At 67.9% G+C, this 12,462-nt stretch carries 14 protein-coding genes; 4 read left to right on the top strand and 10 right to left on the bottom strand.

Translation table 11 applies throughout. The features are described from left to right. Positions 1 to 51: 51 nt before the first annotated feature. Positions 52 to 1,230: an MFS transporter gene (locus DIZ26_RS02135; RefSeq protein ID WP_232828089.1), complete on the top strand. Its 1,179-nt coding sequence runs from the start codon at positions 52 to 54 to the stop codon at positions 1,228 to 1,230. A 51-nt stretch (positions 1,231 to 1,281) separates the two neighbouring features. Here DIZ26_RS02135 and DIZ26_RS02140 read toward each other — a convergent pair whose 3' ends face one another. The 4 genes from DIZ26_RS02140 to DIZ26_RS02155 all read right to left on the bottom strand — a co-directional run bounded on the left by DIZ26_RS02140 (position 1,282) and on the right by DIZ26_RS02155 (position 5,300). Then, complete coding sequence (locus DIZ26_RS02140; RefSeq protein WP_112237071.1) at positions 1,282 to 2,109, bottom strand: SMP-30/gluconolactonase/LRE family protein; 828 nt, start codon at positions 2,107 to 2,109, stop codon at positions 1,282 to 1,284. A gap of 81 nt (positions 2,110 to 2,190) precedes the next feature. Then, positions 2,191 to 3,006, bottom strand: a complete 816-nt coding sequence (locus tag DIZ26_RS02145; protein ID WP_112237218.1) for a class I SAM-dependent methyltransferase — start codon at positions 3,004 to 3,006, stop codon at positions 2,191 to 2,193. A 179-nt stretch (positions 3,007 to 3,185) separates the two neighbouring features. Then, positions 3,186 to 4,193 (bottom strand): sugar phosphate isomerase/epimerase family protein, encoded by a 1,008-nt coding sequence (locus DIZ26_RS02150; RefSeq protein ID WP_112237073.1) that lies wholly within the window; start codon positions 4,191 to 4,193, stop codon positions 3,186 to 3,188. 9 nt (positions 4,194 to 4,202) lie between these two features. Beyond that, complete coding sequence (locus tag DIZ26_RS02155; protein WP_112237075.1) at positions 4,203 to 5,300, bottom strand: Gfo/Idh/MocA family protein; 1,098 nt, start codon at positions 5,298 to 5,300, stop codon at positions 4,203 to 4,205. A 56-nt stretch (positions 5,301 to 5,356) separates the two neighbouring features. Here DIZ26_RS02155 and DIZ26_RS02160 point away from each other — a divergent pair, with 56 nt between their 5' ends. Continuing rightward, complete coding sequence (locus tag DIZ26_RS02160; protein WP_232828090.1) at positions 5,357 to 6,508, top strand: ROK family transcriptional regulator; 1,152 nt, start codon at positions 5,357 to 5,359, stop codon at positions 6,506 to 6,508. Here the strand turns inward: DIZ26_RS02160 and DIZ26_RS02165 are convergent. Next, positions 6,505 to 7,509, bottom strand: a complete 1,005-nt coding sequence (locus tag DIZ26_RS02165; protein ID WP_112237078.1) for an NAD(P)H-dependent glycerol-3-phosphate dehydrogenase — start codon at positions 7,507 to 7,509, stop codon at positions 6,505 to 6,507. The genes DIZ26_RS02160 and DIZ26_RS02165 overlap by 4 nt on opposite strands. Continuing rightward, positions 7,506 to 8,291: a lysophospholipid acyltransferase family protein gene (locus tag DIZ26_RS02170; protein ID WP_112237080.1), complete on the bottom strand. Its 786-nt coding sequence runs from the start codon at positions 8,289 to 8,291 to the stop codon at positions 7,506 to 7,508. The genes DIZ26_RS02165 and DIZ26_RS02170 overlap by 4 nt, the downstream gene beginning before the upstream one ends. 16 nt (positions 8,292 to 8,307) lie before the next feature. Here DIZ26_RS02170 and cofC point away from each other — a divergent pair, with 16 nt between their 5' ends. Together cofC and DIZ26_RS02180 are read left to right on the top strand one after the other, a co-directional pair. Continuing rightward, positions 8,308 to 8,979 (top strand): 2-phospho-L-lactate guanylyltransferase, encoded by a 672-nt coding sequence (gene cofC / locus DIZ26_RS02175; protein WP_112237082.1) that lies wholly within the window; start codon positions 8,308 to 8,310, stop codon positions 8,977 to 8,979. A 20-nt stretch (positions 8,980 to 8,999) separates the two neighbouring features. Continuing rightward, entirely contained in the window at positions 9,000 to 9,206 is a 207-nt protein-coding gene (locus tag DIZ26_RS02180; RefSeq protein ID WP_112237084.1) for a hypothetical protein, read from the top strand. A gap of 81 nt (positions 9,207 to 9,287) precedes the next feature. Here the strand turns inward: DIZ26_RS02180 and DIZ26_RS02185 are convergent, their stop codons facing one another. The 4 genes from DIZ26_RS02185 to leuD form a co-directional block, all read right to left on the bottom strand. Next, on the bottom strand, positions 9,288 to 9,860 hold the full coding sequence (locus DIZ26_RS02185) for an HU family DNA-binding protein (protein ID WP_112237086.1): 573 nt from the start codon (positions 9,858 to 9,860) through the stop codon (positions 9,288 to 9,290). A gap of 224 nt (positions 9,861 to 10,084) precedes the next feature. Further along, positions 10,085 to 10,270 carry a hypothetical protein gene (locus DIZ26_RS02190; RefSeq protein WP_112237088.1) on the bottom strand — a complete coding sequence of 62 codons (186 nt, stop codon included), beginning with the start codon at positions 10,268 to 10,270 and terminating at the stop codon, positions 10,085 to 10,087. A gap of 58 nt (positions 10,271 to 10,328) precedes the next feature. After that, positions 10,329 to 11,489: a magnesium/cobalt transporter CorA gene (gene corA / locus DIZ26_RS02195; RefSeq protein ID WP_112237090.1), complete on the bottom strand. Its 1,161-nt coding sequence runs from the start codon at positions 11,487 to 11,489 to the stop codon at positions 10,329 to 10,331. Positions 11,490 to 11,856: 367 nt separating this feature from the next. Further along, positions 11,857 to 12,456, bottom strand: coding sequence for a 3-isopropylmalate dehydratase small subunit (gene leuD / locus DIZ26_RS02200; RefSeq protein ID WP_112237092.1), 600 nt, complete (start codon positions 12,454 to 12,456; stop codon positions 11,857 to 11,859). Between the last annotated feature and the right edge of the window lie 6 nt (positions 12,457 to 12,462).

The raw sequence follows: 12,462 nt of genomic DNA on the forward strand, positions 1-12,462 counted from the left end.
CCGATGTGGTGATTCGCACAGCCGCGCCGGGTCAGTGAGGGGTCTTCAGTCGTGGTCGATGACTTGCAGGCGGTCCGCGAGGGCCAGCTCGTCCGCCGGTCCCGGATCGCCGTGGCGGCGATCTTCTGTGTGCACGGGTCGGTGACCGGATCCTTCGCGACCCGCGTGCCGTGGATTCAGGAACACGCCTCCGTGAGCGCCGGACAGTTGGGGCTCGCGCTCGCCTTCCCGGCGATCGGGGCTTCGCTGTCGATGCCGCTGGCGGCCCGGATCAGCCACCGGTTCGGCACCCGCGCGGCTCAGCGCTTCCTGATCGCCCTGTGGACTCTCGCGCTGATCCTCCCGTCGCTCGCCACCAATCTGGTGACCTTGTGCGGCGCCTTGTTTGTGTACGGCGCGACCGCGGGCATGGCCGACGTCGCAATGAACGCGCTGGGCGTGGAGATCGAGCATCGGCTCGGCAGATCGATCATGTCCGGACTGCACGGGATGTGGAGCGTCGGAACCCTGATCGGCTCGGGACTCGGAACGCTTGCGGCCCACCTCGACATCAACGCCCAACTGCATCACCTGGTGGCTGCGCTGACGCTGACGGTGCTCGGCGTGGTCGCTTCGCAGTACGTGCTGAACATCTATCCGGCTGAGGACGAGGTGGCTCCGCCGCGGTTCGCGTTCCCGCCGAAGTCGGCGCTGCTGATCGGTGCCGTCGGGTTCTGTGCTGTCTTCGCCGAGGGGGCCAGCCTGGACTGGTCGGCGGTCTACCTGCGCGACGTCCTGACCACGTCGGCCGCCGTCGCCGCGGGTGCGACGACGGGCTTCGCGCTGACGATGGCGATCGCGCGGATTGCCGGCGACGCGGTCGTCAACCGGTGGGGTCCGGTCCTGACTGTGCGGGTCAGCGGGGCCGTCGCGACTCTGGGCGGCATCCTGGTCGTGGTCGCGCCGCATCCGGTGGTCGCGATGGCCGGCTTCGGCCTGCTCGGGCTGGGCATCGCGGTCGTCGTACCGCTGGCTTTCGCTGCCGCCGGCCATGCCGGGCCGAACAAGAGCCAGGCCATCGCCGGCGTCGCCACCGTCACGTACGCGTCCGGCCTGGTCGCGCCCTCCATCATCGGCGGCATCGCCCAGGCCACCGACCTCACGATCTCGTTCATCGTCGTCACCGCCCTCACCCTGGGCCTGGCCGCGTTCGCCCCAGTCCTGCGTCCGCGTACTGCCTCGAACGGCTAGGGCAGCCCGGCAGCGCTGCGGCCAGCTTGGTGCAGCCATCGCGGCGAACGGCTAGGGGCGGCCGGCGTGGGGCGCTGGAGCGGGATGGGTCAGAAGTTGGCCGGTGCGGACCGGGCTGAACATGTTCTCGAAGCCGGCCCATTCGGCCGCGAGGATGTAGAGGGTGCGGCCGTCGTCACCGCCCAGCATGCAGGCGAAGGCGCCACGATCGACCTTGACGGTTTGTAGTACCTCGCCGCCCTCCTGCACCCGCACGCAGTGCTGGTTGGGCACATCGGCGTACCAGACGGCTCCCTCAGCATCCAGGCAGATACCGTCCGGGTGGTTGCCCTCGCTGAGGTCCGCCCAGACGCGCCGGTTCGACAATTCGCCGCCTTCGCCGATGTCGAAGGCGCTCAGCCGGCAGCCGTGCGACTCCGCCACGATCAGCGTCGTGCCATCCTCGGTCACCGCCATGCCGTTCGCGAACAAGATGCCGTCGGCAACCTGACGGACCTGGCCATCGGGTGTCACCACCGCGACGATGCTCGGCTTGCTGAAGTCGAACGAGCCGCCGTTGACGAAGACGTTCCCGCGCCGGTCGACGACGATCTCGTTGCAGAGGTCGGCGACCTGGCTCAGATCGGCATGCTCGACCAGGGTGCCGTCGTTCTCCTGGCGTAGTAGGCGCACGCCGGCGATGATCAGCAGCCGCCCGTCCGGAAGCCAGTCGATCGAGAACGGCAGCGTCTCGGGCGGAACGCTCGCCATCAGCTCACTCTTGCCGTCGGCGCCGGCGGCCAGTACTTCGCCGGTTCCCCAGTTCGAGAACCACAGCCGGCCGTCATGCCACCGTGGCGACTCCCCGATTGCCAACCCGTCCAGCAACAGCTCCGCCATCAGAAACTCCTTGGGTCGCGGCGTCCGCTCTGGTCACCGTCACCCCTTGTACGAAACCGTCACCGGTATTTCGACATCGCTTCAACTGCGGTATGCGGTGGCGATCGTGTAGTCGGCGGTGAAGCGATAGCCGTCCGGGTCTTCGTTGACCGACTTGGCCGCGGCGAGCAGGCGGGACCAGAGTTCGGCGCGGAGCTCGTCGGCGTCCGGGCGCTGCGAAAGCGCTCTGTCCGCGCTGACCGCCATCGGGTGGGTCGCCGAGCGCTCCAGATACTGCTCGGCGGAGGCGCTCTCGAAGACCAGACTCTTACGGATCACCTCGACAGCGAACCCGTACGGCGCGAACGCCGCCCCCAATGCCTCGGGATCGTGCCAGGCAAGCGGTTTCGGCGTTCCGGCTGATTCGGATGCTGACGTGTGCGGTCGACCGAAGACCTCGCTCATGAATTTCTCGGCAGCAGCGTTCACGACGCTCATGCTTCCGCCGGGCGGCCACGCGGTGACGACGATCCGGCCGTCGGGCGCGACGACTCTGGTCAGCTCGCCAATCGCAGCCGCGGCGTCGGGCGCGAAGATCACCGCGAACACCGACAACACCACGTCGACCGACTGATCCGCGACCGGAAGGCTCGCAGCATCCCCGGCGAGGAAGTCGACGGTGAGCTTCTGTGCGGCGGCCCTTTCCCGAGCCACCGCCAGCAACCTGCTCGCCGGATCCACTCCGGTCACCACCGCACCCCGAGCAGCAGCCGCCAGCGCCGCGTTCCCCGTCCCACACCCGACGTCGAGCACCGTCCGCCCCGCCAACGGCCCCGCCAGCTCAACCACCGCCTCGGACACCGGCGCCAGCAACTCCCCCGTCGGCTCATAACTCCCGACACCCCAGTCGATCTCCACGCTCCACCCCTCCGTCACCCGGATGCCCATCATCCCCCCAGACCCCGAAAGCGGGGACAACTCCCGCTCAAGGGGTTACCCCACTGCTCTAACAGTGGGGCAACCCCTCGGAGAGGAGTGAACCCCACTTTCGCCGAGCCGATGAGGGCTGTCGAACGGAGTACGAAAGCCGACGTGGGCTACTTGTCGGTGGCGAAGGCGTCGTCGAAGGAGCCCTCGGGTTTGTCGAAGGCCAGGGCTCGGATGGTGTTGACGGCTTCGGCGGCGCCGACCTTCCGTTCCATGCCGGCGTCTTCCCATTCGACCGAGATGGGGCCTTCGTAGCCGATCGAGTTGAGGACCCGGAAGCAGTCCTCCCAGTTCACGTCACCGTGACCGGTCGAGTAGAAGTCCCAGCCGCGGCGCGGGTCGCCCCACGGCAGGTGCGAGCCGAGCCGCCCGTTGCGTCCGCCACCGACCCGCATCCGGGTGTCCTTGCAGTCGACGTGGTAGATCCGGTCCTTGAAGTCCCACAGGAACGCGGCCGGGTCGATGTCCTGCCAGACCATGTGGCTCGGGTCCCAGTTCAGCCCGAACGCCTCCCGGTGACCGATCGCCTCCAGCGTCAGCGTCGTGGTCCAGTAGTCGTAGGCGATCTCCGACGGGTGCACCTCGTGCGCGAACCGGACCCCGACCTCGTCGAAAACATCCAGGATCGGGTTCCACCGATCGGCAAAGTCCTTGTACCCCGCCTCGATCCGCTCGGCCGGCACCGGCGGGAACATCGCGACGTACTGCCAGATCGACGACCCCGTGAAGCCGATCACGGTCTTCACGCCGAGCTTCGCCGCCGCCCGCGCGGTGTTCTTCATGTCCTCGGCCGCACGCTGCCGCACCCCCTCGGGATCGCCGTCGCCCCAGACCCGCGACGGCAGGATCGCCTGGTGCCGGAAGTCGATCGGGTCGTCGCAGATCGCCTGCCCGACCAGGTGGTTCGAGATGGCGAACACCTTCAGGCCGTGGCGTTCGAGGATCTCGTGCCGGCCGGCGATGTAGTTCTCGTCGTCGATGGCCTGCTGGACGTCGAAGTGGTCGCCCGAGCAGGCGATCTCGATCCCGTCGTAGCCCCAGGAGGCGGCCAGACCGCAGACCTCCTCGAACGGCAGGTCGGCCCACTGGCCGGTGAACAGGGTGATCGGGCGTGGCATGCGGAGCTCCTAGTGGTTCTCGACGGTGGTCCAGGCGCCGTCCGCGGCAGCGGACCGCAGTACGGCGTCGACGAGGCGGGCGGAACGGGCGCCGGCGGCGAAGTCGGGCAGGCCGTCCGGGTGATCGTCGTCCCGCACTGCCGCGTAGGTGTCGGCGACGAAGGAATCGAAGGCGTCCTGGTAACCCTGGGCGTGTCCGGCCGGCAGGCGATTCACCCGCGCGGCGGGCGGGCTCAACGTCTCGGGATCACGGGTCAGCAACTGGCTCGCGGCGCGCCGCCCGACCCACAACCGGTCCGGGTCCTCCTGGTCGAAGCCGAAGCTCGACTCCGTCCCGGAAACCTCCAGATACAAGCGGTTCTTCCGCCCGGCCGCGACCTGGCTGACGACCACAGTGCCGATCACCCCGGCAGCCGTCCGGAACTGCGCAGACGCAAGATCCTCAGTCCGTACTACGGTGCCGCCGCGGCTGGCCCGGATCGTCCGCAGTTGCGCGCTGATCTCGGCGATTCGGTCGCCGGTGACGAACTCGGTCAGATCACACCAATGCGAACCGATGTCGGCGAAGGCCCGCGACGGCCCACCGGCCTCGTCGTCGACCCGCCAGTTCTGATCGTTCTCGCCCGCGAGCCAGTCCTGCAGGTAACTCCCGTGCAGGCTGGTGACCTGCCCGGCCTCGCCCTCAGCGATCCGGGTGCGCAGTTCGCGGACCATCGGGTGGTACCGGTAGACGAAGGGCACCGTCGCGACCAGCCCGGACTCCGTCGCCGCCGCGAGCAACCCGCTCGCATCCTTGGCAGACGTGGCCAGCGGCTTCTCGCAGATCACGTGCTTGCCGGCTTCGAGAGCTTGCAGGGTCACCGGCAGATGCGTGTTGTTCGGCGTGCAGACGTGTACTACGTCGATGTCGGCGGCAAGCAGTTCGTCCAAGGTTGCGAAACCCCGCGCGGCACCGGTAGCTCCGGCCGCGGCTTCCGCTCGCTCGGGGCTCGAACCGACAGCACCCACGACCTCGGCCCCGGCCACCAAGGCGGAGCGGCCGTGCACCTGGCCCATGAATCCGCCGCCGACGATCCCGACCCGGAGCTTGCGCGCAGTGGTGGACACCCTCCGGACGCTATGGGACACTTTTGCGCGTTGTCAAGCAAAAGCCTCCCGGCCCCGTGACGAAAGTGCTGCCGATGCCCGATCCCGGTTCCGCGCACGGCGTCCTGCGCCTGTTGCTGGACGGACGGCCACGGACCCGCGCCGAGCTGATCGACCTGACCGGCCTGGCCCGATCGACGGTCACGGGCCGGCTCGAGGAACTGCTCGCGGCCGGCTTCGTCGTACCGTCCGGTGAAGCCGCTTCGAGCGGTGGACGGCCGCCGGCTCGGTTCCGCTTCAACCCGACTGCCCGACTGGTCCTCGCGGGTGACGTCGGCGCGACCCACCTGACCGTCGCCCTCGCCGACCTGACCGGCGAGATCGTCGACACAATCACCGTCGTGCAGACAATCGACGACGGCCCCGAAGCCGTCCTCACCGCGTTCGCCGACCATGCCCGCGCCCTGCTCAGCAGGACCGGCCACGGCACGGACAAGCTGGCCGGCACCGGCATCGGTTTGCCCGGCCCGGTCGAGCACAGCACCGGTCGTCCGAACCACCCACCGATCATGCCGGGCTGGGACTCGTACGACGTCGTCAGCCGGATCGCCGCGGAGTTCCCCGGCCCGGTGCTGGTCGACAACGACGTGAACATCATGGCGCTCGGCGAGCACACCACGCAGTACGCCGGAGTGGAGCATCTGCTGTTCGTGAAAGTTGCCACCGGCATCGGTGCCGGTGTGATCAGCGGCGGCCGGCTGCACCGGGGTGCTCAGGGAGCGGCCGGCGACATCGGCCACATCCAGGCACCCGGCCATACCGAGCTGTGCCGCTGCGGCAACCACGGCTGCTTGGAAGCAGTCGCCTCGGCCTCAGCCATCGCCGCCCAGCTCCGCAGCACCGGCCTCGAACCGCGCAGCAGTCTGGACGTCGTCGAACTCGTGCGCTCCGGCAACACCGCCGCGACCAAGGCGGTCCGGCAAGCAGGCCGCGAGATCGGTACCGTCCTCGCGGCCTGCGTCAGCCTGCTGAACCCGTCGGTGATCGTCATCGGCGGGTCGTTGTCCCAAGCCGGCGACTGCTTGCTGGCCGGCATCCGCGAAGCGATCTACGCCAGATCGTTGCCTCTGGCCACCACCGAGCTGACGGTGGCCGCCTCCCGGACCGGACAGCAGGCCGCCGTCCGGGGCGCGGCCGCGATGGTTCTGCAGCACACGCTGGACAGCTAGCCCCAACGCTCCGACTTGGCCGAGCGGGACACCAGGCTGAAGAGCATGTCCTTCGGAGTCATTTCGCCCGCGACCACCTTGGTGACGTGTTCGGCGATCGGCATCTCGACGTCGTGGTGGTGGGCCAGTTCGGTGATGGACGAGCAGGACTTGACGCCCTCGGCCACCTGTCGGGTGGCACCCGCGATCTCGGCCACCGTCATCCCCTGGCCGAGTTTCTCGCCGAAGGTGCGGTTGCGGGACAGCGGCGACGAGCAGGTCGCCACCAGGTCGCCGAGACCGGCCAGCCCTGAGAAGGTGTGCTCGTCGGCGCCCAGCGCAGTACCGAGGCGTGCTGTCTCGACCAGGCCGCGGGTGATCACCGATGCGCGTGCGTTGTCACCGAAGCCGAGGCCGACGGCCATCCCGACCGCCAGCGCGATCACGTTCTTCGTCGCGCCGCCGAGCTCGCAGCCGATCACGTCGTTGTTCGTGTAGGGGCGGAACGTCGGCGAGTGGCACAGCTTCTGCAGCCGCGCGGCTGTTCCTTCGTCAGCACAGGCGACCACGGCGGCGGCAGGCTGGCCTTCGGCGATCTCGCGCGCCAGGTTCGGCCCTGACACCACCGCGATCCTCTCCGGCCCGGCGCCGGTGAGTTCGGCGATCACCTCACTCATCCGCTTCGTCGTACCGACCTCGACACCCTTCATCAGGCTGACCAGCGGTACGGCGGCCGGCAGGACATCGGCCCAGTCCTTCAGGTTGTCCCGCAGCGACTGGCTCGGTACGGCGAGCACGATCGCCTCGGATCCTTCGGCAGCCAGCGCCGGGTCGTGCGTTGCGGTGACGGCGTCGGGGAGCCGGAGCCCGGGCAGGTAGTCCGGGTTCTCGTGCCGGCTGTTGATCGCTTCGCAGAGCGACTCACGCCGGCCCCACAGGGACACCTGGTTCCCGGCGTTCGCGAGCACCGTGGCGAAGGCGGTCCCCCAGGAACCGGCACCGAACACCGCAACTTTGGTCATCGAGTCTCCCCATCCTCACTTTTCCGTGGGTCGAACAACTCCTTGGGTGGCGTCTGGCCACGCAGGACGCCGAGTTCGGCGGCGACCCGCTGCATGATCACCTCGGTTGCCTCGTGCAACAGCTCGTTCGTGATCGGCCGGCCTTCGAACGCGCTCAGGTCGACCGGCTCGCCGGCGGTCACCCGCATCGTCTTGCGGGGCAGCAGATGGACCCGCAGGCTGCCGTACGACGCGAAGACCTCCTGCGCGCCCCAGTTCGCGATCGGGATCACCGGGCAGCCGGTCATCAACGCGATCCGGGCGGCACCGGTCTTGCCGGTCATCGGCCACAGGTCCGGGTCACGCGTGATCGTGCCCTCGGGATAGACGCCGACGCATTCCCCCTTCTCCACCGCGGCGACCGCGGCGCGGAACGCATCCGCGGCCTCGGCCGAGTCGCGGTACACGGGGATCTGCCCGGCACTGGTGATGATCCGCCCGGCGATCGGCAGCTTGAACAGCGACGCCTTGCCGAGCAACCGCGGGATGCGCCGGCATTCCCACAGGTAGAAGCCGATGACGAACGGGTCGAAGTGCGAGATGTGGTTCGTCACGAACACCATCCCGCCGGTGCGGGGAATGTTCTCCATGCCGCGGAAATCCTGTTTGGTCCACAGCAGCATGAACGGTTTGACGATGGCGACCACCAGGCCGAACCAGAATCCACGGCGTGGCCGCGGTCCCCCGGTAGTGCGCTGCCCGTTCACTGCAGCCTCCTGGTCGTCGTGCGAGCCGTCGGTCATGGAAGAATCCTGCCTGATGTCAGAGCTACAGGTCGCGTCCTGGGTCCTCGTGATCCCGGTGAAGCGTACGGCGATCGCGAAGAGCCGGCTCGCTGCCGCCTACCCTCAGCACCGTCCGGAGCTGGCGCGTGCGTTCGCTCTCGACACTACTGCCGCTGCGCTCGAATCTCCGCTGGTGCGTGCCGTCCTGGTCGTCACGGACGATCCGGTGGTCGCTGCCGACGTCACCGCGGTCGGAGCGCACGTAGTACCGGACCTGCCTGGAGTGGGGCTCAACGAGGCGCTGGAGCATGGCGCAGCGGTCGCAGCCACGCAGTACCAGGGCTCTGGAGTTGCGGCTCTGTCCGCCGACCTACCGGCGCTCCGGCCCACTGAGCTGTCTGCTGCGCTCGTCGCTTCGACAGCGGACCGCAACTTCGTCATCGACCTCCCAGGAACCGGTACGACGATGCTTGCCGCCGGCCCGGGCATTCCGCTCGATCCCCGCTTCGGTGTCGGTTCGGCGCTGGCCCACCAGGCGTCCGGCGCTCAGCCGATCGAGCTGACGTCCATCGACTCGCTGCGCCGTGACGTGGACACCGCAGCCGACCTGGCCCACGCAGTACAGCTTGGTGTCGGGCCGTGGACCGCAGATGTGATGTCACTGGTTCTCGGTGCGGCGACAGGGTCTGAGGGACTTGCCTGCTGAGTCTGCTCTACCGTGAACCCATGCAAGCCACTGTGAGCCGCTACGACGTCGAGACAGGTGCCGGCACGGTGCTGACCGATACGGGCGTCGAACTGTCCTTCACAGCACAAGCCCTGGCCCGTACGCCGGTACGCCTGCTCCGCCTCGGCCAGCGGGTCCGCATCGACACGACTGGTTCGGGCGCGGATCTCGCGATCACCGCGGTGCACTTCATCACGCTTCACTGAGTCCACCCGGACAACGGCGAAGGCCGGTCGCCCCTGGAGTGGGGTGACCGGCCTTCGCAGGTGAAGCTGCGGTACCGAAGGTCAGCGTGCGGCTGCGCGCTTCGCCGGTGCCTTCTTGGCGGGGGCCTTCTTGGCAACCGTCTTGGTGGCGGTGGCCTTCTTGGCCGGAGCCTTCTTGGCAACGGCCTTGGTGGCCGGAGCCTTCTTGGCCGGGGCCTTCTTGGCAACCGTCTTGGTGGCGGTGGCCTTCTTGGCCGGGGCCTTCTTGGCGGCGGTCTTGGTCGCGGCGGCCTTGACCGGCGCGGCCTTCTTGGCCGGTGCGGCAGCCTTGGTGGCTGCGGCCGGCTTCGGCGCAACCAGCTTCGGCAGCTTCTTGGCACCGGACACGACGGCCTTCAGCTCCGCACCCGCGCGGAACTTCGGCACGACCGTCTTCTTGGCCCGCTTCACCTCGCCGGTCCGCGGGTTGCGGACCATCCGGGCGCCGCGCTCGATGGCCTCGAAGGCCCCGAACCCGGTGATGGCAACCTTGCCGCCCTTCTTGGTCAGCTCGCGCTGGACGGTGTCGATCACCGATTCCAGGGCGTGCTGGGCCGAACGGCGATTTCCGTCGAAGTGCACTGCGAGCGCTTCGACCAACTGGCTCTTGTTCACTGTCTTCCCTCCGTGAACTCCTGCGTCGAGCACAGCGCTCGATCTTCCGTGAACGTTATGGACTCTGCACGCTCTGCACAAACACCAACGCGGCAATTCGGCCTTGTTTCAGGCGATTTGGGGCACATTTCTTCCCGAACGGGCCTCTGACGGCACTTCGATTCCCTTGAGAGCAACGAACCGGCGACCATCGGTGACGTCCGCGATCGGCTCCGAAAGGGCCCTCAACGCCGTTTGCCGCGCAGGGTTTGCATGCCCGAGCGGGCCGTGTCGAGTCCTCTGGTGACGACCGAATCGCCCTTACGGGACCGCAGTTCCGCACTCACCTTGCCGAGCAACCAGTCCAGCAAGGGCACTGCGATCGCCAGCACCACCCACATGATCAGTCGCCGCCGCAGGAACAACCACATCGTCTTCCGCCTCCTTGGATCGTTGCCGGAAGACCAGTTCCCCAGCCGCAAACGATCTTCAGAGCCAGCCGCGGCGCTTGAAGATCAGGTGCAGACCGCCACAGACCAACGCCATCATCCCGACGGCGAACGGATAGCCGAACTGCCAGTGCAACTCCGGCATCTTGTCGAAGTTCATCCCGTAGACGGTGCCGATCAGGGTCGGCGCGAACAGGATCGCCGCCCACGCGGAGATCCGCTTCACCTCTTCGTTCTGGGCGTTGCTGGCGACGGTGAGGGACTTCATCTCCTCGTTCTGCTGCTGGGCGACCAGCGTCGCGTTCACCGTCAGGATGTCGCGCAGCAGTTCGCGGAAGGCGTCCACCCGCTCCACCACCTGGGTGACGTGGTCGGCGACGTCACGCAAGGAACGCTGCAGTTCCTCGTCCACCTTGTACTTGTCGAAGCCGGCCCGCAGCGAGTCCAGCATCCCGATCAGCGGCCGGGTCGCGCGCTGGAACTCGATCACCTCACGGGACAACTCGTAGATGCGCCGCGACACCTTGGGATCGCCGCGGAACACCTCGGTCTCGATCTCGTCGATGTCGTTCTCGAGACCGGCGACCACCGGCGCGTACCCGTCGACGACCTTGTCCATGATCGCGTAGAGAACGGCTTCGGTACCGCGGCGGAGCAACTCCGGGTCGCGCTCGACGCGTCGCCGTACCGCGGCCAGGTTGGGCGCCTCGGCATGCCGGACCGTCACCACGAAGTCCGGGCCGACGAACAGGTGCACCTCGCCGAACTCGACCTCCTCGGTCGCGTCCCGGTAGCGGGCGGCCTTCAGTACGACGAACAACGTGTCGCCGTACCGCTCCAGCTTCGGCCTCTGATGGGCCTGGATGGCGTCCTCGATCGCCAACTCATGCAGGTCGAACTCCTGGGCCAGCGAGTTCAGTTCGCGCCGGTCCGGCCGGTACAGGCCGATCCACGCCAGGCTGTGCGGGGACTGGTGCAGTTCCTGGTAGGTGTCTGCCAACGACTGCGGCGATGCGACCCGGCTGCCGTTGCAGTAAATCGCGCTGTCCACAACGCTGTGCCCCTTGGGCTTGGGGTTCTGCGAGGTGGCCGTCTTCTGCTCCAGCGCGGCCGGCTCGGCGTCACCGGCGTACCGGCGGCCGGAGCGGAACGAGGGGGTGCGGCTGAACGCGCGAAGGGTACGGATGCGCAGGTCGGACATGAGTCCTCCAGGAAAAGGCAGATGCGGAAGTCATGGGCGTCTTCTGCCCGACCTCCGCGGCTGTCACCGCGCACCACAGCACACCCCAGGCGATCGCGCCGGGGTGACTGACCTGGAAGAGGACCTAGTTCCTCAAGGCCGAGCGAGATCGGTATGTCTGGAGGGTTCGCTGCTCATGGCGCCCCACCTCCAAAGTCTCGCCAGCCTTGTTCTGACAACCCCGTCAGCCTAACACCGGAGTTATCGGTGCACATGTGCGATTCGTTACGCCGAGGTTTCTGCCGGCCGTGCGGGGGTAGTCCGCGACAACCAAAGGCAGCTGCAGCCAGGAACTCTCCCCAGCCGCAGCTGCCCGTAGTACTAGTTGTTAAGCCTTCGCAGGAAGCGTTGCGGGCTTGAAGGCCGGCCGGGTCGCTTCGTACGCCGTGATGTCGGCTTCGTGGGACAAGGTGATGCCGACGTCGTCGAGTCCGTTGAGCAACCGGTAGCGCGTGTAGTCGTCGATCTCGAACGGCGCCGACACCTCACCGGCCGAGATCGTCTTGTGCTCCAGGTCGACGGTCACCTTGGTGCCCGGGTCGGCCTCGATCGCGGTCCACAGCTGCTCGACCACATCCTGCTCGACAAGGGCCGCGAGCAACCCGGCCTTGCCCGAGTTGCCGCGGAAGATGTCGCCGAAGCGCGACGACACGACGACGCGGAACCCGTAGTCCATCAACGCCCAGACCGCGTGCTCCCGCGACGATCCGGTCCCGAAGTCGGGGCCGGCGACAAGCACCGAGACCCCGTCGTACTCCGGCTGGTTCAGCACGAACGAAGGATCGTTGCGCCAGGCAGCGAACAGGCCGTCCTCGAACCCAGTCCGGGTGACCCGCTTCAGGTACACCGCGGGGATGATCTGGTCGGTGTCGACATTGCTGCGCCGCAGCGGGGCCGCGGTGCCGATGTGCTGGGTGAAGGCTTCCATGATTCC

This window comes from Kribbella monticola, from assembly GCF_003261635.1.
GTDB classification, from domain to species: Bacteria; Actinomycetota; Actinomycetes; order Propionibacteriales; family Kribbellaceae; genus Kribbella; species Kribbella monticola.